Source organism: Martelella endophytica, assembly GCF_000960975.1.
Taxonomy (GTDB): domain Bacteria; phylum Pseudomonadota; class Alphaproteobacteria; order Rhizobiales; family Rhizobiaceae; genus Martelella; species Martelella endophytica.
Genome location: NZ_CP010803.1, coordinates 4452203 through 4470671 on the forward strand (window position 1 = coordinate 4452203; position 18469 = coordinate 4470671).

The 18469-nt window shown below is 63.6% G+C and carries 19 protein-coding genes and 1 riboswitch; of the genes, 11 read left to right on the top strand and 8 right to left on the bottom strand.

Annotation, left to right across the window (positions count from 1 at the left end; translation table 11 throughout):
* Nucleotides 1-10: 10 nt before the first annotated feature.
* The 4 genes from ribH to TM49_RS20760 form a co-directional block, all read right to left on the bottom strand.
* Entirely contained in the window at nt 11-451 is a 441-nt protein-coding gene (ribH, locus tag TM49_RS20745) for a 6,7-dimethyl-8-ribityllumazine synthase (protein WP_082074836.1), read from the bottom strand.
* 22 nt (nt 452-473) lie between these two features.
* Entirely contained in the window at nt 474-1688 is a 1215-nt protein-coding gene (gene ribB, locus TM49_RS20750) for a 3,4-dihydroxy-2-butanone-4-phosphate synthase (protein ID WP_244464762.1), read from the bottom strand.
* Nucleotides 1685-2716 carry a bifunctional diaminohydroxyphosphoribosylaminopyrimidine deaminase/5-amino-6-(5-phosphoribosylamino)uracil reductase RibD gene (ribD, locus tag TM49_RS20755; RefSeq protein ID WP_045684035.1) on the bottom strand — a complete coding sequence of 344 codons (1032 nt, stop codon included), beginning with the start codon at nt 2714-2716 and terminating at the stop codon, nt 1685-1687. The genes ribB and ribD overlap by 4 nt, the downstream gene beginning before the upstream one ends.
* A gap of 97 nt (nt 2717-2813) precedes the next feature.
* A riboswitch (FMN riboswitch) is annotated at nt 2814-2983 on the bottom strand.
* Nucleotides 2984-3089: 106 nt separating this feature from the next.
* On the bottom strand, nt 3090-3446 hold the full coding sequence (locus TM49_RS20760) for a DUF1428 domain-containing protein (RefSeq protein ID WP_045684037.1): 357 nt from the start codon (nt 3444-3446) through the stop codon (nt 3090-3092).
* 63 nt (nt 3447-3509) lie between these two features.
* On the opposite strand from TM49_RS20760, the gene TM49_RS20765 reads away from it, so the two are divergent.
* Nucleotides 3510-3980 (top strand): MarR family winged helix-turn-helix transcriptional regulator, encoded by a 471-nt coding sequence (locus TM49_RS20765; protein WP_045684039.1) that lies wholly within the window; start codon nt 3510-3512, stop codon nt 3978-3980.
* Between the two features lie 39 nt (nt 3981-4019).
* On the opposite strand, the gene uxuA is transcribed toward TM49_RS20765, so the two are convergent.
* Nucleotides 4020-5216, bottom strand: coding sequence for a mannonate dehydratase (uxuA, locus tag TM49_RS20770; protein ID WP_045684041.1), 1197 nt, complete (start codon nt 5214-5216; stop codon nt 4020-4022).
* A gap of 146 nt (nt 5217-5362) precedes the next feature.
* On the opposite strand from uxuA, the gene TM49_RS20775 reads away from it, so the two are divergent.
* From TM49_RS20775 to TM49_RS20795, 5 genes are all read left to right on the top strand, one after another.
* Nucleotides 5363-6058 carry a GntR family transcriptional regulator gene (locus tag TM49_RS20775; RefSeq protein ID WP_045684043.1) on the top strand — a complete coding sequence of 232 codons (696 nt, stop codon included), beginning with the start codon at nt 5363-5365 and terminating at the stop codon, nt 6056-6058.
* 36 nt (nt 6059-6094) lie between these two features.
* Nucleotides 6095-7078: a C4-dicarboxylate TRAP transporter substrate-binding protein gene (locus TM49_RS20780; protein WP_045684045.1), complete on the top strand. Its 984-nt coding sequence runs from the start codon at nt 6095-6097 to the stop codon at nt 7076-7078.
* A gap of 201 nt (nt 7079-7279) precedes the next feature.
* Entirely contained in the window at nt 7280-7804 is a 525-nt protein-coding gene (locus TM49_RS20785; RefSeq protein WP_045684047.1) for a TRAP transporter small permease, read from the top strand.
* A gap of 5 nt (nt 7805-7809) precedes the next feature.
* Nucleotides 7810-9093: a TRAP transporter large permease gene (locus TM49_RS20790; RefSeq protein ID WP_045684049.1), complete on the top strand. Its 1284-nt coding sequence runs from the start codon at nt 7810-7812 to the stop codon at nt 9091-9093.
* A gap of 117 nt (nt 9094-9210) precedes the next feature.
* Nucleotides 9211-9564: a VOC family protein gene (locus tag TM49_RS20795; RefSeq protein WP_045685599.1), complete on the top strand. Its 354-nt coding sequence runs from the start codon at nt 9211-9213 to the stop codon at nt 9562-9564.
* 10 nt (nt 9565-9574) lie between these two features.
* Here the strand turns inward: TM49_RS20795 and TM49_RS20800 are convergent, their stop codons facing one another.
* Nucleotides 9575-10027: a thermonuclease family protein gene (locus TM49_RS20800; protein WP_045684050.1), complete on the bottom strand. Its 453-nt coding sequence runs from the start codon at nt 10025-10027 to the stop codon at nt 9575-9577.
* Nucleotides 10028-10082: 55 nt separating this feature from the next.
* The gene (locus tag TM49_RS20805; RefSeq protein WP_045685601.1) at nt 10083-10274 is read right to left on the bottom strand and encodes a DUF1674 domain-containing protein; all 192 of its coding nucleotides are present in this window, start codon (nt 10272-10274) and stop codon (nt 10083-10085) included.
* Nucleotides 10275-10503: 229 nt separating this feature from the next.
* Between TM49_RS20805 and htpX the strand changes: the two genes are divergently transcribed.
* From htpX to purH, 4 genes are all read left to right on the top strand, one after another.
* Nucleotides 10504-11463 (top strand): zinc metalloprotease HtpX, encoded by a 960-nt coding sequence (htpX, locus tag TM49_RS20810; RefSeq protein ID WP_045684052.1) that lies wholly within the window; start codon nt 10504-10506, stop codon nt 11461-11463.
* Entirely contained in the window at nt 11454-12815 is a 1362-nt protein-coding gene (locus tag TM49_RS20815) for an RsmB/NOP family class I SAM-dependent RNA methyltransferase (protein WP_162484891.1), read from the top strand. Before htpX ends, TM49_RS20815 begins: the two co-directional genes overlap by 10 nt.
* A 248-nt stretch (nt 12816-13063) precedes the next feature.
* The gene (locus tag TM49_RS20820) at nt 13064-14668 is read left to right on the top strand and encodes a heparinase II/III family protein (RefSeq protein ID WP_158498671.1); all 1605 of its coding nucleotides are present in this window, start codon (nt 13064-13066) and stop codon (nt 14666-14668) included.
* Nucleotides 14669-14741: 73 nt separating this feature from the next.
* Nucleotides 14742-16358 carry a bifunctional phosphoribosylaminoimidazolecarboxamide formyltransferase/IMP cyclohydrolase gene (gene purH, locus TM49_RS20825; RefSeq protein WP_045684054.1) on the top strand — a complete coding sequence of 539 codons (1617 nt, stop codon included), beginning with the start codon at nt 14742-14744 and terminating at the stop codon, nt 16356-16358.
* Here purH and TM49_RS20830 read toward each other — a convergent pair.
* Nucleotides 16339-17661 (bottom strand): MFS transporter, encoded by a 1323-nt coding sequence (locus TM49_RS20830; protein ID WP_082074937.1) that lies wholly within the window; start codon nt 17659-17661, stop codon nt 16339-16341. The two genes, purH and TM49_RS20830, sit on opposite strands and share 20 nt — an antisense overlap.
* 246 nt (nt 17662-17907) lie before the next feature.
* Between TM49_RS20830 and TM49_RS20835 the strand changes: the two genes are divergently transcribed.
* Nucleotides 17908-18423, top strand: coding sequence for an RNA pyrophosphohydrolase (locus TM49_RS20835; RefSeq protein ID WP_144409635.1), 516 nt, complete (start codon nt 17908-17910; stop codon nt 18421-18423).
* Nucleotides 18424-18469 lie beyond the last annotated feature (46 nt).

The following is an 18469-nucleotide window of genomic DNA, read 5'->3' on the forward strand; positions in this document are numbered from 1 at the left end:
TTGCCCCCGCTCAGGCCGCGGCCACCTTCGCCAGCGCTGCCAGCGCCTCGACGCAGGCGGCGGCGGCCTCGCGGCCCTTGTTGTGGCTGTCGTCAGCGCAACGGGCGAAGGCCTGCTCGGCGGTATAGGTGGTGAGGATGCCGAAGGTGACCGGGATTTCGGTATCGAGCGAAACCTGCATCAGTCCGTGGGCGGCGGCTTCCGAGATATATTCGAAATGGGCCGTCTCCCCCTTGATCACCGCGCCGATGCAGACAACGCCGGCGAACTTGCCGGTATGCGCCAGCTTCTTGGCAACGAGCGGAATCTCGAAGGCCCCGGGCACGTCGAAGATGTCGGCCTCGGCAACCGGCGCGCCGCGCTCGGCAAGCTCGGCCTTGGCGCCGTTCAGAAGGCCGGTCGTGACCTTTTCATTGAAACGGGAGATGACGATAGCGATGCGATGGGACACGCATTTTCCTTTCAGAGGCTGTTCAAAGCGGCAGGATATGACCGAACTTCTCGCGCTTGGTGGCGAGGTAGGTCTCGTTGAATGGGTTGGTGGCGGTGATCAGCGGCAGGCGCTTCTCCACGGTGATGCCGCAGCGAGCCAGCGCCTCGGGCTTGTCCGGATTGTTGGAGAGAAGCTGCAGGCGGGTGATGCCCAGGCTCTTGAGGATATGGGCGGCAACGTAGTATTCGCGGGCATCCGCCGGCAGGCCGAGCGCCAGATTGGCGGCATGGGTGTCGAGGCCCTTCTCCTGCAGGCCATAGGCGCGGATCTTGTTGGCAAGACCGATGCCACGGCCTTCCTGGCCCTTCAGATAGACGACCACGCCGCCCTTCTCGCCGATGAGCGCCATGCTTTCGCGCAACTGGTCGCCGCAATCGCATTTCAGCGAGCCGAAAACGTCGCCGGTCAGGCATTCGGAATGGACGCGCACCAGTGGATTGTCGGAAAGCGGGCCCTTCACCAGCGCGATGTGCTCGACACCGTCGATCAGGCTCTCGAAGGCGTGCGCGGCGAAGCCGGCGACCTTGGTCGGCAGCGACGCCTGCGCCACTTCCTTCACCAGGATTTCGGTGCGCATGCGATATTCGGCAAGTTCGCGGATCGTTAGTAGCGGCAGGTCATGTTCGGCGGCAAAGCGGGCGAGATCGTCGCGGCGCGCCATCTCGCCATCATCGCGCATCACCTCGCAGATGACGGCCGCCGGATTGAGGCCGGCAAGCCGCGCAAGATCAACAGCGCCTTCGGTATGGCCGTCGCGGGCCAGCACCCCACCCTCGGCCGCCCGAAGGGGAAACATGTGGCCGGGGGAAACGATATCGGCGGATTTCGCGCCGGGGTTCGCGGCTGCAGCGACCGTGCGGGCGCGTTCCGCGGCCGAGATCCCGGTGGTGATCCCTTCGGCAGCTTCGATCGAGATCGTGAACGCGGTGGAATGGCGGGCGCGGTTGCTCGCCACCATCGGCGGCAGGCCGAGCCTGTCGACCTGTTCGCCCGTCAGCGTCAGGCAGATGAGGCCGCGGGCATGCTTTGCCATGAAGTTGATCGCGGCAGGCGTCGCAAAGTCTGCGGCGACGACCACATCGCCCTCGTTTTCGCGGGCCTCGTCATCGATCAGCACCACCATACCGCCGGTGCGGAGCTTCTCGAGCGCCTGTTCAACGGGAGCTGCGGAAAGATTGCGTTGCATCATTGTCATTGCCGTTCTCCGGGCTGTTCTCCGGCGCCATTCAGGGCATCGAATTCTGGGATTGCGTGGCTGATCCTGACGCGATCGGGTTCCCCCTTGGTAATCAGGACATGTTCATCGACGAGCCCGGCACCGAACATGGCGCGGGTGATGGCAGGGCCGGCCTCGACCAGCACTTCCAGCACGCCCTCAGCGCCGAGACGATCAAGCGCGTCATCAAGGTTGACAGCGCGGAAGACATCGAAGCCGCGCTGGGTGGCCTCCTCGACGTAGCGCTCAGGCACGCGTTTGCGCCGATCAAGGAGCACCAGAAAGCGCTTCTTGCCTGGAAAATCAGCGACCAGGCGAACGGTGAAGGCGGGATCATCGGCGAGCACGGTGCCGGAGCCGGTGAGGATTGCATCGGCGCGGCGGCGAAACTGGTGGGCAAGCCGCAGCGATGCTTCGGAGGTGAAGGTCTTTTGGCCGGGCGGCGGGATCATCCGTCCACCTTCATCGACCGCCTGCTTCAGGGTCACCCAGGGCCGGCCGGTCAGCACGAGCTTGGAAAACGGCGCAATGAGCCGCCGGGCGGAAAGCGCAAGGCGGGTGTCCGCTGCGTTTCTGCTCTGCTCGGGCCAGACGATATCGAGCCCGGCTTCCGCCAGAAGCGCGGCACCGCCGCCCCTGACGGATGGGTTCGGATCAGCGGCTGCAATGACCACGCGGCGAGCGGGCGTCTTCAGGATCGCCTCCGCACAGGGCGGGGTTCGGCCATGGTGATTGCAGGGCTCTAGCGTGACGACGACCGTGTGGATCAGGTCTTCGACGTTGCGCATCCGCGCTTCGGCGATGGCGGCGGCCTCGGCATGCGGCGCCCCGGCCTTCAGGTGATAGCCTTCGGCAAGCACAGCGCCATCCGCATCAAGCAGCACGCAACCGACCGGCGGATTGGGCGCGGTCGCGCCGACAAGACGCGAAGCGCCCTCGATCGCACGCGCCAGCGCGGCGCGTTCGGCTGCCGATATCAGCAAGTCTCTGGCGGGAAGAATGCCCATGCCATTTCGCCTCGTTTCAACAACAAGACGCCAGCAGGGCGAAAGCGGAAAGAATGACGCACCGCCCCTTCAAAAGGTGCAGTTCGCCTGTCATTGCGCCTGTTCTCTTCCATCCGGACTATACCGTCGGCTCCGGAATCACACCGGATCTGCTGACCCTCTTCTTCGGCAAGAACTGTCCTGCGATCGAAAGAGGCGCTCGCGGGCTGATGCTCCAGAGGAGCAATTACCGCCGGTGGGGAATTTCACCCCGCCCTGAGAACGTCACCGGCCGTTGGTCGACCGGTGAGGTAAATCTAGGTTTCGCATTTGCAAAAGACAAGTCTGTTTTTATCACCGGCCGGTGCGCTTTCGACAGACACAGTGTCCACCATCAGGCGTCGAGGCCGAAAATCGGGCTGAAACCGCCATAGATCATCCGCTTGCCGTCAAACGGCATGTCGGCCGGGCCCGGCATGTCCTCGTCCTTCATCATCGCCTCCCAGGCCTTGTTGCGGGCATCCTTGTCCGGCCAGATAACCCAGGAGAACACCACGGTTTCATCCGCCTCACGCTTCACGGCCATGGGGAACGAGGTGACCGCGCCTTCCGGCACGTCCTCGCCCCAGCACTCGACGTAGTCGATCGCACCAAGTTCCTTGAACTTTTTCGCCGCCTTTGCACATAATTCGACATAAGCCTGCTTGTTTTCCGTGGGAACAGCGACCAGAAACCCGTCTACATAAGCCATAAAACCCTCCGATATCTTGACTTAAAGCCTTGAGCCTTTTAGGTTGATATCAACATAATAGGCATGGATATGCGCGAGAGTCTACCCATAGACGTCACACTGGAAGTGCGGGACCGCTGCCTTTGTCTTCACATGCAGCGTGCCTCGCGGGCCGTCGGACGCTTTTTCGACGATGCCCTCAGGCCTCTCGGTCTCACCAATGGCCAATATTCGCTTCTCGTATCGCTGAACCGGCCCGAGCCGCCGCGGGTTGCCGAGGTCGCCCACGTGCTGGCCATGGACCGCACGACCTTGACGGCGTCGGTCAAGCCGCTCGAGCGACGGGGACTGATGCGGACATTTCAGGACAGTAAGGACAAGCGCGTCCGGCGGCTGGCGCTCACCGATGAGGGGCTCGATCTTCTGGAGCGTGCCGTGCCGGTGTGGCGCGAAACCCACGATCGGCTTGACAGCGTTGTCGGCTCGGACCTCGAGCGGCTGCGCCAGAACCTCCTGGCGCTGACCTTCGCCCTGCCCGACGGCGAAGACGAGTAGACGCCGCGCTGTGTTGCAGCGCGGCACCTGTTTGCATGATCAGCGGCTCAGCGCCGTCATCACGCCGCGCAGCTCGGCAAGCCCCTTGAGGCGGCCGATCGCCGGATAGCCGGGCTGGGCCTTGCGGTTCTGGTCATCAAGAATATCGAGACCGTGATCGGGCCGGAAGGGAATGTTCCAGTCGGCCCGGCCAGCATCGCGGCGGCGCTTTTCTTCCTTCAGCGCGGCCGCCACCAGCGCCACCATGTCGGTGTCGCCACCGAGGTGCTCCGACTCGTAGAAGGAACCCTTGATATCCCCGGTCTCGCGGTGAACGTTGCGAAGATGCAGGAAGTGGACGCGATCACCGAGACGCTCCATCATCCCCGGCAGATCGTTGTCCGGCCGGGCGCCGAGCGAGCCGGAGCAGAGCGTGATGCCGTTTGCCGGCACATCGACGGCATCCATCAGCGCCTTGTAATCGGCTTCCGTCGACATCACCCGCGGCAGGCCGAGAAGGCCGAAGGGCGGATCATCGGGGTGGCAGCACATCCGGATGCCGACCTCTTCGGCAACCGGCACGACCTCTTCAAGGAAATCGACGAAATGGGCAAAGAGTCCTTCCGCCGAGATCGAGGCATATTCGGCGAGATGCTGCCGTACATCCTCAAGCGTGAAGTTCTCGGCCGCACCCGGCAGGCCGAACACGAGGTTTGTGGTCAGAAGCTGCTGGCGCGCCTCATCCATTGCGGAAAAGCGGCGAGCGGCCTCTTCGCGCACGGCTTCCGAGAAATCCTCGGCGGCGCCATCGCGCTTCAGGATGTGGATGTCGAAGGCAGCGAAATCGGCATAGTCGAAGCGCATGCAGGTCGCGCCGGTTTTCAGCCGGTAGGCTAGATCGGTGCGGGTCCAGTCCAGCACCGGCATGAAGTTGTAGCAGACGACCTCGATGCCGGCCTCGGAAAGGTTTCGCAGGCTGACCTTGTAGTTCTCGATATGGGTGCGCCAGTCGCCCTTCTGCTTCTTGATGTCTTCCGACACCGGGAGGCTTTCAACCACCTCCCATTTCAGCCCGGACTCACCGCCGTCTTTCATGACGGCAAGCTCGGCCTGCCGTTTGGCGATTTCTTCGGGCGTCCACACCACGCCGGTCGGGACGTGGTGGAGCGCGGTGACGACGCCTTCCACGCCGGCCTGCAGCATGTCATCGATCGACACGCGGTCTACGGGTCCGAACCAGCGCCAGGTCTGCCTCATTTTCTCTCTCCCTGAATATGCTCTTTGAATGCGGACGGATGGGATGAATACGCTATGCCCCATAGTCGAAATTCGTACCAGTTATTTTCGCTGTTGACTAGTATGGAAGTATGGTGCAAGCTTGTTTTTGTCGGGAGGACGAAGCCATGCTGCCAGATACGATCGCAACCTCAATTTCGCCGGGTGCACCGGTCGGGTCGCAATTGCACGGCATTCTGCGTGACCTCATTCTCCGCAACGATCTGCCGCCCGGCACGCGCCTGTCCGAATCCGAGCTTGCCGCCCGGTTCGCCGTCAGCCGCCAGCCGGTGCGCGAAGCCTTCATCAAGCTATCCGAAGAGGGGCTTCTCGAAGTGCGTCCGCAACGCGGCACCTTCGTGCGCCGGATTTCGCAGGCAGCCGTCATGGATGCCCGCTTCGTGCGTGAAGCGATCGAGGCGGACATCGTCAAGCTTCTGGCGGAAAAGGCGGACCAGGGCCTTGTGCGTGAGCTTCGTCAGCAGCTGGCCGAACAGCGCGAAGCGGCCCGCACCGATGCCAGCCGCTTCATCAAACTCGACGAACTGTTCCACAAATCGCTGGCCGATGCGGCCGGCAAGGGCAGAGCCTGGATGCTGATCGAAGGGCTGAAGGTGCAGATGGACCGTGTCCGATATCTGAGCCTTCTGCGCTTTCCGATGGTCAAGCTGACCGACCAGCACGAAGCCATCGTCGATGCCATCGGCAACGGCGATCAGCACGCGGCGGAAATGGCCGTGCGCGGACATTTGCGCGAAATCCTCAGTGATCTTCCGGCCATTTTCGAGGACCGGCCGGAATTCTTTGAAGAGCCGGGGCGATAAGCCCCAACACTTGAACCGTCTGAATGGGAGGACGTCATGAACTATCACATCAATCTCAAGAGCATCGCACTCGCAGGTCTGGCTGCCAGCCTGATGGCCGGTTCGGCACTTGCCGCCGACTACACGTTGAACGTCAACACCGCGCTTGCCACCAACGACCCGCTCTATGCCGGCCTTGAGGCTTTCGCGGAAAACGTGGCCACGGCTTCGGATGGTGCGCTGGAAGTGCGCCTGTTCCCGAACTCGCAGCTCGGCCCCGATGAGGACGTGCTGGAACAGGCCCGCGCCGGCGCGCCGGTTGCCGTCGTCGTCGATGGCGGTCGCCTGGCGGTATTCGTCAACGAATTCGGCGTTCTCGGCGCTCCTTACCTCGCCAGCGGCTATGACGGCATCCGCAAGGTCGTCACCTCGGACCTGTTCAATGAATGGGCCGAAAAGCTGCATGATGATGCCGGCCTCGATGTGCTGAGCTTCAACTGGTGGCAGGGCGAACGTCATCTGCTGACCAAGAAGGAAATCACCGGCCCGGCTGATCTCGCTGGTGTGCGCATGCGCACGCCGGGTGCCCCGGTCTGGACCGGCACCATCGCCGCGATGGGCGCAACGCCGACACCGATGCCCTGGGGCGAGGTCTACTCGGCGATCTCCTCCAACGTCATCGATGGCGCAGAAGCCCAGCTTCCCGCCGTTGTCGGCGCCAAGCTCGACGAGGTGATCACCAACATCACGCTGACCGGCCACATCAACCTGATCACCGGTCTCATCACCTCCGCAGGCTGGGTCGATTCGCTTCCGGAAAACCTGCAGACCATCCTGCACGAGGAAGCCCTGAAAGCCGGCGACATCGCCTCCCACGGCACGGAAGAAGCCCTTGCAGGCCTGGAGCAGCAGCTCAAGGACGAAGGCGTGACCATCGAAATCATCGACGTCACACCGTTCAAGGAAGCAACCGCCGTCGTCTATGACGACCTCGGCTATGGCGAACTGCGCGACCAGCTGCAGGCGATCGCCGCGCAGTAAGGCGCAGGGCAGCAGACCGTGAAATGACGGGCCGCGTCCGCAGATGTCGGGCGCGGTCCGTCCTCCCAAGGCTCGAATACGGCCGGCGCCAGTGTGGCGAGGCCGCCTCAGAACAAGCGTTCGTGAGCATTTCGACACCGGCAACGACCGGGACCCGGCACAGGGCCGAAATGCTCCTCAACCAAATCCGGAGGGGCCATCATGCCCGGTTTCCTCGCTAAGATAGAATTTGTCGCAGGCGCGATCCTGCTGGCGGTCATCACGGGGCTCGTGTTCATCGCCGCCACCATGCGCTTCTTCGGCCATCCGCTGATCTGGTCGGTGGACCTGGCCCAGCTTCTGTTCATCTGGCTCTGCTTCATCGGCGCCGCGCGCGCCATGCGCGAGCGCGGCCATCTCGGCGTCGACTTTCTCGTCCGCCCCTTCCCGCACCGCTTCAGGCTGATCCTCGAAACGCTGCTGGCGATCGTGTTCATCGGCTTCCTGATGATCCTCGCCGTGGAAGGCTATGACCTCACCATGCTGAACAAGGAACGCCAGTTCGGCGATTCCGGCCTCTCCTATGCCTGGGTCACGATCGCGGTTCCAGCCGGCTGCATCATGCTGTCGCTGTCGATCCTCGGCAATCTCGTCCAGGCCTGGCGCAATGCGAAGAGCAAGATGCTGGTCTTCACCCGCACCGCCACTCAGGAAGAACCGGTCGTTTCGACCGGCGCCGCGGAGTAAGCATCATGGCCCTTATCGGTATCGTCTTCTTCGTCCTGATGCTGCTTGGCGCACCCATCGCGTTTGCCATCGGCATCTCCGGCTTCACCTTCTTCCTCACCTCGGACATCATGCCGCTGTCGATCGGCGTTCAGAAGATCGCGACGGTGTCGCAGAGCTTTCCGCTACTCGCCGTTCCCTTCTTCGTGCTGGCCGGCCACCTGATGAACGAGAGCGGCATCACCGACCGCCTCTTCACCTTCTCCAAGGTCGCCGTCGGCTGGATGGCGGGCGGGCTTGCCCAGGTTGCGATCATCCTTTCGACCCTGATGGGCGGCGTCTCCGGCTCGGCGGTTGCCGATGCGGCGATGGAAGCCCGCGTTCTCGGCCCGCAGATGATCAAGAACGGCTATTCGAAGGGCTTCTCCTCGGCCGTCATCGCAATGTCGTCGCTGATTACCGCGACCATTCCGCCCTCCATCGGGCTCATCCTCTATGGCTATGTCGGTCAGGTCTCGATCGGCCGGCTGTTCATGGCGGGCATTGTCCCCGGCATCCTGATGATGGCGTTCCTGATGACGGCCGCATGGATCGTCTCGCGCCGTCGCAACTATGTGCTCTCCGACATGCGCAAGCCGACGCGGGGCGAACTCGGGCGCGCGGCCTGGGGCGCCAAGTGGGCGCTGCTGTTTCCGGTCCTGCTCATCGGTTCGATCCGCGGCGGCCTGTTCACCCCCTCGGAAGTCGGTGCCTTCGCCGTGGTCTACGCCATCCTCGTCGGTCGCTTCGCCCATCGGGTGATGACCTTCGAAGCGATCAAGCGCGCGTTTGCCCACGCGATTTCGGATATCGGCCTGATCATGCTGATCATCCTGATGTCGGGAATGATCGGCTTTGCGATCATCTTCCTGCAGGTGCCGCAGCACGTGGCCGGCTTCATGCTTGAGAGCCTGGTGAACCCGGTGCTGATCGTCACCGTCATCCTGATCGGCCTGTTCATTGCCGGCCTGTTCTTCGAAAGCACGATCCTGGTGCTGCTGCTGACGCCGATCCTCGTGCCCGTCGTCATCAAGGCCGGCGTCGATCCGGTTCACTTCGGTATCCTGATGATGACGATCGTGACCTTCGGTTCGATGACCCCGCCGGTCGGAGTCGCGATGTTCACGGTCTGCAGCCTGCTCGATACGCCGATCGAGGAATATGTGAAGGAATCCTGGCCGTTCATTGCCGCCATCATCGGCCTGGTCGTGCTGCTGCTGTTCTTCCCCGGCGTCGTCCTGTTCCTCCCGAACCTCATGTATGGCGGATAGTCCCATCCGCCCTTGAGGAAACCACTGGCCGCACTGGAAACGGTGCGGCTTTTTTTGGTATTGAGAGCACCGCACTTCAACAGCATGCTTACGAAAGGCCGGAAAGAGGAGCAGAAAATGGTCGTAAAACGCATCGTCTCCAACATCGCGACGACATCACCCGGCGAAGTCCGCGCCTTCTATGTCGATCTTCTGGAGCTTGATGTGGCAATGGACCTCGGATGGATCGCGACACTCGTTTCCGGGGAAAAGGCTCAGACCCAGATCAGCATCGCCAGCGAAGGTGGCTCCGGTACGCCGGTTCCCGACCTCTCGATAGAGGTGGACGATGTCGACGCGGTACACCGGCGGGCCGAAGAACTCGGTCACGAGATCGTCTATGGCCCGGCCGATGAGCCATGGGGCGTACGACGGTTCTACCTTAAGGATCCGAGCGGAAAGCTGGTCAACATCCTGACGCACAAGGGCTGACGGCCGCGGCTCAGGACGAAGGGCAGACGAACGGGATCTTGTGGCCGCCGTCATAGGGCACAGCATAGCCGCCGGAGAGCAACAGCATGCTGAGGTCGCGCTTGTCCGCCAGCGCCACATCGGCGACCACCCGGCCGAAATACTTGTCGCCGGCGATATTGCGCAACTGCACTGTCTCGCCTTCCCGGACATTCGACATCACGAAAGCCCTGGCGGCATTTGCCGCGTCCCGCTCGGCGTCGCAGGACGAGCGCAGCTCCGGCGTATCGACGCCGCGCACCCTCACCGAGGTCTCGACGATCTGCCCAGGCCACGGCCGCGCCTGAACGACGATCGTGTCACCGTCGATCACCCGCACCACCTCAGCCCGCACCGGGCCGTCGAAGATATCTTCGGCAGCGACGGACGGCGCCCGCACGGTGGCGATCAGCAATGACGTGGCCAGAAAGGCGATTCGAGACATGAAAAGGAATTTATTCCTTTTATGGAAAGCGCTCAATAGGAATAATTACCTATGATCAGAAGTCGATCGCCCTGCCCTTGATCTCCCAGTCGCCGAAGCGTGCAGGGTCCAAGCCGCCACGGCCGCCTTCTTCGGGCGCCGGCTTGGCCTCGGCGTCGGCCACCCTGCGGCGCTCGGCGGCCTCGGCCAGAGCGCGCTTCGCCGCCTCGGGGAGATTGCGACGGCGTTCTTCTTCAGGATCGACCATCTCACCGGAAGCGCCGGCGGCGGTCAGGGCCGCAAGCTCGGCGGCGGAAGGGAAAGTCGAAACTTCTTCGCCGGCGTTCTGTTTTGCGCCGGTCTTGTCTTTTTCGTCCATGATGATTGCACCAATTTCGCGGCCGCGATTATTGATATGCGGCGATTTTCGTCCCACTTATATCCGCAATTGGTGCCGGAAAGAAGACCGGCGCATCCATCCTATCGGAGACCGGCAGATGAATCTCGTTCGTACCGCCATGCTTCTCGCCTTCATGACGGCATTGTTCATGGGCATCGGCTATATGATCGGAGGCCAGAGCGGCATGATGATCGCGCTCGTGATGGCCGCCGGCATGAACATCTTTTCCTACTGGAATTCCGACCGCATGGTGCTCTCCATGTACCGCGCGCAGGAGGTTGATGAGCGCTCTGCGCCCGAATATTACGGCCTGGTGCGCGAGCTTTCCGGCCGCGCCGGGCTGCCCATGCCCAAGGTCTATCTCTATGACAGCCCGCAGCCGAACGCCTTTGCGACCGGCCGCAATCCGCAGAATGCTGCCGTCGCGGCCTCAACCGGCATTTTGAAGATGCTTTCCCGCGAGGAACTCGCCGGCGTCATGGCGCACGAGCTTTCCCATGTGCAGCACCGCGATACGCTGACGATGACGATCACCGCGACGCTGGCCGGTGCGATCTCGATGCTCGGCCATTTCGCCTTCTTCTTCGGCGGCAGCCGCAACAACAACAATCCTTTCGGCTTCGTCGGGGTGCTGATCGCGATGATCGTCGCGCCGCTGGCTGCGGCGCTGGTGCAGATGGCGATCAGCCGGACGCGCGAATATGCCGCCGACCGCCGCGGCGGCGAGATCTGCGGCAATCCGCTGTGGCTCGCCTCTGCGCTCCAGAAGATCCATCACGGCAACCAGGTGATCCACAACGAGCGCGCGGAACGCAACCCCGCGACCGCCCACATGTTCATCATCAATCCGCTGTCCGGCCAGAACATGGACAACCTTTTCTCCACCCACCCGAACACGGACAACCGCATCGCAGCGCTGCGCGACCAGGCTGCCCGCATGGGCGCGACCTCGACCGCGGCGTCCGGACCTGCTAGAGCGACCCGGAGATCGCAATCGGTGCCCGACACCGGCCGCGACCGTAACGGCGATCCGCCCTTCAAAGGTCCATGGTCCTGATGCAAGATGAGAACAAGCCGGCGCGGGCAGGAAACGCCCGTCCGGCACAAAAGCCTGGTTATCCGCCCCGCGCAGCCGCCACGAAAATCCTTGCCGCCGTCATCGACCGCAAGACCTCGCTCGACGGCATGCTCGACAGCGACAACGGCAATGCCGTCTATCGCAGCCTGACGCCGGCCGATCAGGGGCTTTGCCGGGCGCTGGTGCTGACGGCGCTGCGCCACAAGCCGATGATCGAAGCCGCGATTTCAGGCCTGCTCGACCGGCCGCTGCCTTCCGGCGCCCGCGCACTGTCACATGTGCTGACCATCGCCGCAGCCCAGATCCTCTACCTCGATGTTCCCGATCATTCCGCCGTCGACATCGCCGTCGAGCAGGCCAATGCCGACCCGCGCAACAAGCGCTTCGCCGGGCTGGTGAATGCGGTGCTTAGGAAGCTGGCACGGCAGAAGGAACGGACGCTTTCCCGCATCGCCGGCATCTCACCGCTGCCCGACTGGTTCCTGGAAAGGCTCACAGAAATCTACGGGACGGAAAAGGCCGCGGCGATCGGGACGGCCCAGCTGACCCCGCCATCGATCGATCTCTCGGTGAAATCCGATCCGGAAGGCTGGGCCGGCCGCCTCGGCGGACGGGCACTTGCGACCGGCTCCGTGCGTCTGGAGAAGACCGAGGGTGCGATTTCCGCGATGGACGGCTTTGCCGAAGGCGAATGGTGGGTTCAGGATGCGGCCGCCGCCATTCCTGCAAGCCTTTTCGGCGATCTTTCTGGCCAGCGCGTCGTCGACCTCTGCGCCGCGCCCGGCGGCAAGACCGCGCAGCTGATCGTGCAGGGTGCAAGCGTGACCGCGCTCGAGCGCTCGAAATCCCGGCTTAAGCGGCTCGACCAGAACCTCGAACGCCTTGGATTGAGCGCAGAAACCGTTGCAGCCGACATGATGGAGTACCGGCCGGCTGCGCTCTTCGACGCCGCCCTCCTCGATGCGCCCTGCTCTTCCACCGGCACGGCGCGCCGGCACCCAGACGTGCCGTGGACCAAGGACATGGCCGACATCGAGAAGCTTGCGGAGGTGCAGTATGCGATGCTGCGCCAGGCGCTGGACCTCGTCCGCCCCGGCGGCATCGTGATCTTTTCAAACTGCTCGCTCGATCCGCTCGAAGGTGAAGCCATGGTCGCGCGGCTTCTGGCCGACGGCGCGCCGGCCGAGCGCTGCGAATTCCCGGCCGGCCGGCCGGATGCGCTGAAGCATCTGTTCGACGCCGACGGCGCCATCCGTACCACCCCGGCCGATACGCTGGACGGCGAGGCCGGCCTCGACGGCTTTTACGCCGTCGCACTGAAAAAACGCTGACGCAGAAAAGGCTTGCAGAAGTCGTCAAACTGATTTCTTTTCAGCATTGCTGCGGTGGAACAAACACGAAAAACCGTCCAGCAAACTCTTCAGCCTGACCCAATGGGCCGGAGATTTGGGTCACGCCGGGGAGCCGGTGCGAGGAAAAAACGATTCGGGTGCGCGATTTGGCCTTTCCGGTTTCGGAAATCTGGCGTTACGCTTTGCTGTATGGATATGAGACCGCGCTGCGCATCAGACGCGGGCTCATGGCCTTGCGCCCGCAATCCACAGTTTCCTTCGGCAATGCCAACCGGCAATTGCTCGTCGCCCCCACCGATCTCAGGGCCGCAGACCCGCTCGAAGCGGAAAACCTGGTGAGCTGGCGCTTCGCGCTCGCGGGCGAGACGCTGGATACAGCCGGCCGGCCGCCGTTTTCAATGGAGATGCCGAGCGCGGACTTCGCGTGCCTGCTTGCCGGCTTCTCGTGGCTTCGGCATCTGCGGGCGTTGCGCGGCGAGGAAGCCAACAATTTCGCCCGCACGGTGACGCTGAATTTCCTGCGCCGCAACGGGCGGTGCAAGGGCCCCGCCTGGCAGAATGCCGTCGCCGTGGAACGTCTCTCCGCCTGGCTCAGCCATTCCACCGTGATATTGAAGGGGGCGGACGCTGCCTTCTATCGCCGTTTCGTGGCGGCGATCCTCCGTCACGAACAGGTGCTGCGCCGCCGCTACCCGACAATGCCGCACGACGAGACGCGGCTGAAGGCGGCGATCGCGCTCGCCATGGCATCGATCTCGATGGATCTTTCCGATCACCGCAAGCAGCAGGCCGCAAGGCGGCTCGACGAGGCGCTGTCGAAGCAGATCCTCGCCGATGGCGGCCATATCGCACGCAATCCGCAGACGCTGCTCGACCTGCTCTTCCAGCTGCTGCCGCTGCGCCAGACCTACATCAACCTCGATATCGCGCTGCCGCGCCAGCTCGTTCCGGCAATCGACCGGATTTACGCGGCGCTCGCCTTCTTCAGGCACCGGGATGGCAATCTCGCGCTCTTCAATGGCGCAGGCCCTGTCCTAGCGACGACGCTGTCGGCGCTGCAACGTTACGACGAAACCGGCGGCAGCGGTTTCCGGGCCTTGCCGCATACCGGGTTTCAGCGGCTCGATGCCGGAGGGACGGTGCTGATCGTCGACGCCGGCAACCCCCTTTCCACCCATCTGTCGAAAGCGGCTCATGCCGGCGCATTGTCCTTCGAGATGTCGTCCGGCACCAGCCGTTTCATCGTCAATTCCGGCCGTCCGCTCCATCCGGATGCGGCGACCATTGCAATGGCGCGCTCGACCCCGGCCCACTCCGCCGCTACCATTGATGACGCTTCGTCGATGCGGTTTTCCCGCTCTGAATTCCTCGGGCCTGTCGCCGCCGGCGGGATCCGCCGGGTCGAGGTGGAGCGCAGCGAGACCGACGACGGCGATACGCTTCTGATGCGCCATGACGGCTATCTCGCCCGGTTCGGGCTGATGACGGAGCGGCGGCTCGCACTTTCAGCCGATGGGCGCGTGATTGCCGGCCGCGACAGCTTCCGCCGCCGCCGCGACGAAATGCCGGCTGCGACCAACCGCCACCAAGCCATCATCCGCTTCCACCTGCATCCCTCGATCTGGGTCATGCATGAGGATGCCGACACGATCTTCATGACGGCGCCGGACAATGAGAGCTGGCTGTTTTCCGCACCCGGCCTTGCCCCGGAGCTCGAAGAGGATGTGTTCTTTGCCGCCAGTGCCGGCATGGCCGCCTCCCGCCAGATCGTCATCACCGCGCCGATCGGCGAACATCCCGATGTCGAATGGCGGCTGGAGCGGCTGAGCTAGGTTTCACATTGTCTCCAGTCATGCTAAGCGCGAGGCAACCTCTCGCCATCGTATCGATGAAGGACTTCGCACCATGGCCGTTGCCTCCAAGAAAATCCCCGCCCCCGATCTCGTCACCGTCAAGACCGCGCTGCTTTCCGTCTCCGACAAGAGCGGCATCGTCGAATTCGCCAGCGCGCTTGCTGCACGCGGCGTGAAACTCTATTCGACCGGCGGCACTCACAAGGCGCTGGCCACAGCCGGCCTCGACGTCACCGATGTGTCCGAGGTCACGGGCTTTCCGGAAATCATGGATGGCCGCGTCAAGACGCTGCATCCGAAGGTTCATGGCGGCCTGCTCGCCATCCGCGATGACGAAGAGCATCAGGCGGCCATGAGCGCGCATGGTATCGAGGGCATCGACCTTGCCGTCATCAATCTCTATCCCTTCGAGGAAGTCCGTGCCGCCGGCGGCGACTATCCGACGACCGTTGAGAACATCGACATCGGCGGCCCGGCGATGATCCGCGCTGCGGCCAAGAACCACGCCTATGTCACGGTGATCACCGATCCGGCCGATTACCGTGAGGTGAGCGAGGCGCTGGAAGCCGGCAACGGCACCATCCCTTACGCGCTCCGCCAGCAGCTTGCCGCCCGCGCCTATGCTCGCACCGCCGCCTATGACGCGACGATCTCGTCCTGGTTTGTGGAGGCCCTCTCGCTGGAAAACCAGCGCCACCTGACGCTTGGCGGCACGCTGAAGCAGGAAATGCGCTACGGTGAGAACCCGCATCAGTCGGCCGCCTTCTACGTGACGGGCGACAAGCGGCCGGGCGTTGCCAATGCCGTCCAGCATCAGGGCAAGCAGCTTTCCTACAACAACATCAACGATACCGACGCCGCTTTCGAACTGGTTGCCGAGTTCCCACCGGAACAGGCGCCGGCCGCCGCCATCATCAAGCACGCCAACCCTTGCGGCGTTGCCCGTGCGGACACGCTGGTCGAGGCCTATCGCCGGGCGCTTGCCTGTGACAGCCAGTCGGCTTTCGGCGGCATCGTCGCGCTGAACCAGACGCTGGATGCCGTGACGGCCGAGGAAATCGTCAAGCTGTTCACCGAGGTTATCATCGCGCCGGACGCGGATGAAGATGCCAAGGCCATCATCGCGGCCAAGAAGAACCTTCGCCTGCTGACCACGGGCGGCCTGCCCGATCCGCGCTCGAAAGGCCTCAACTTCAAGACGGTTGCCGGCGGCTTCCTGGTGCAGGGCCGCGACAACGCGATGATCGACGAGATCACCCTGAATGTCGTCACCGAACGTGCCCCGACCGACCGTGAACTCGAAGACCTGAAGATGGCCTTCGCGATTGCCAAGCACGTCAAGTCGAATGCGATCGTCTACGTCAAGGACGGCCAGACCGCCGGCATTGGCGCAGGTCAGATGAGCCGCATCGATTCGGCCATCATCGCCGGCATCAAGGCCAAGGAAGCCGCCAAGACGGCCGGCTGGGCCGAGCCGATGACCAACGGATCGGCGGTCGCTTCCGAAGCCTTCTTCCCGTTCGCCGATGGTCTGCTGTCAGCCGTTGCCGCCGGCGCTACCGCCGTCATCCAGCCGGGTGGTTCGATCCGCGATCAGGAAGTTATCGATGCCGCCAACGCCAATGGCGTCGCCATGGTGTTCACCGGTGTCAGGACCTTCCGCCACTGACGGGCCGCATCGCCGGGAGGAACAGCACCAGTCCGGCGACAAGAAAGACAAGCAGGCTCGCCATGCCGACATTCGGCGAGCCTGTCCATTGCGTCAGGAACGCAAAGCTTGCCGTCGCGAGGAAGCTCGTCATCCGCCCGGTCAGCGAAAACAGGCCGAAATAGCGCCCCGCCTCCGCCCCCTCGACACGCGCCGCCAGATATGCCCGAGAGGCCGCCTGCACCGGGCCGAAGGCAAGCCCGATGATCACGCCGTAAGCAAGAAACGCCTTTTCCGCTCCGGCTGAGAACAGACCGCCGCCACCGGGCCCGAGCGGAAGCAGCCCGAACAGGGTCGCGCCATCGTCCGTCGAGACGACGCCGAGCGTCGCCATGATCAGCATGACGAGGGCGGTGACGATCACCGGGCCGGCACTCACCAGCCGCCCGAGCCGGGCAGCGATGAAGCAGCCGAAGATGGCCGCGACGTTCAGCACGATGCCGAAAATGCCGATCTCCATGGTCGACCAGCCGAAGGTCGCCGCCGCGAAGGCGCCGCCGAGGATCAGCAGGCCGTTGACGCCGTCCATGTAGAGCATGCGGGCAATGAGGAAGCGGAGCAGGTCCGGCCTGTCCTTAAGCGAGAGCACCGTCCGTTTCAGTTCGGAGAGGCCTTCGGCAACGGCATGGCCGGCACGCTTGCGCCGCGCGATATCCGGCGTGAAAACCAGCATCGGCAGCAGGAAGATGAGGTACCACGCAGCCGAGAGCGGTCCGGTCAGCCTCGCCGGCTCTCCTGCGATGGCATCGAGCCCGAACAGTGCGGGCTGGCCGAGAAGGGTGAGGCCGGTATCGGGATCGGCAGCGAACCAGAGAAGGAAGCTGATGAGAAAGATCATGCCGCCGAGATAGCCGAGCCCCCACGCATCGTTCGAGGTCCGGTTGAGAGCTTGAGGCGGCACCAGATGCGGCAGCATCGCATCGTTGAAGACCACGGAGAGTTCGGCCGCGACGGTCGCGAGCACGATGAAGGCCGCCGGCCAGAAATAGCCGCTGCCGGGCGCGGCAAGCCAGAGCATTGCGAGGCCTGCGACCTGCAGGACGGCGAGCATGCCGATGAACCGCTTGTTGCCGCCGGCCGCATCCGCGAGCGCGCCGGCCACCGGCGCGCCAAAAGCGATGATGATGCCGGCAACCGTCGCGGCATTCGCCCAGGCCGCCTGGCCCGCAACCGGGTCGGCCCCGAGCTCGTTGACGAAATAGGGACCGAAGATGAAGGTGGTGACGACGGTGAAGAAGGGCTGCGCGGCCCAGTCGAACATCATCCATCCGAAAACGCCGCGTCGGCCACCCGTCGCGATATCTGTTTCGTCGCCGGCAATCGTCAAGCCACCATCCCCTGCATAGAACGTGCGGCAGCATTGTCTGCGGCACTGTGCTTGTCCAGAGCGGACATCGTCGTTGCGGTACTGTCGCGGCACCTCTTCGCCGGATCGGCAGACGGTTTGCCTTTCCCGCCTGATGCGCTAGGGATGGTCGCGTCAGCCCCTGCCCCAAAGGAAATCCCCGCCATGCCTGCACGACGCGCCCACGACCTGCCCTATCGCCCGAATGTCGGCGTCATGATCCTCAATCCCGAAGGCAAGGTCTGGCTCGGCCGGCGGCTTTCGGAGAACAACACCGAGTCCGATGGCACACCGCAGCTCTGGCAGATGCCGCAGGGTGGCATAGATCCCGGCGAGACGCCGCTTGTGGCGGCAAAACGCGAGCTTTACGAGGAGACCGGCATGAAGACGGTCGAACTCCTTGCCGAGACCAGGGGATGGATCAACTACGATCTTCCCGACCATCTGATCGGTATCGGCCTGCACGGGCGCTACCGTGGCCAGACCCAGCGCTGGTTCGCCTTCCGCTTCAACGGCGACGAGAGCGAGATCGCCATCGATCCGCCGCCTGAAGGCCACGCGCGCGAGTTCGATGCCTGGCAGTGGGCCGATATCGACGCGCTCCCCTCGCTCATCGTCGCCTTCAAGAGGGCGGTCTATGAACAGGTCGTCGCTGAGTTCCGGCACCTCGTTTCCGGCTGATCTGCCGAAACTTTCGGTCGTGCAATGCGTTCTTCAGGTGCGGGGA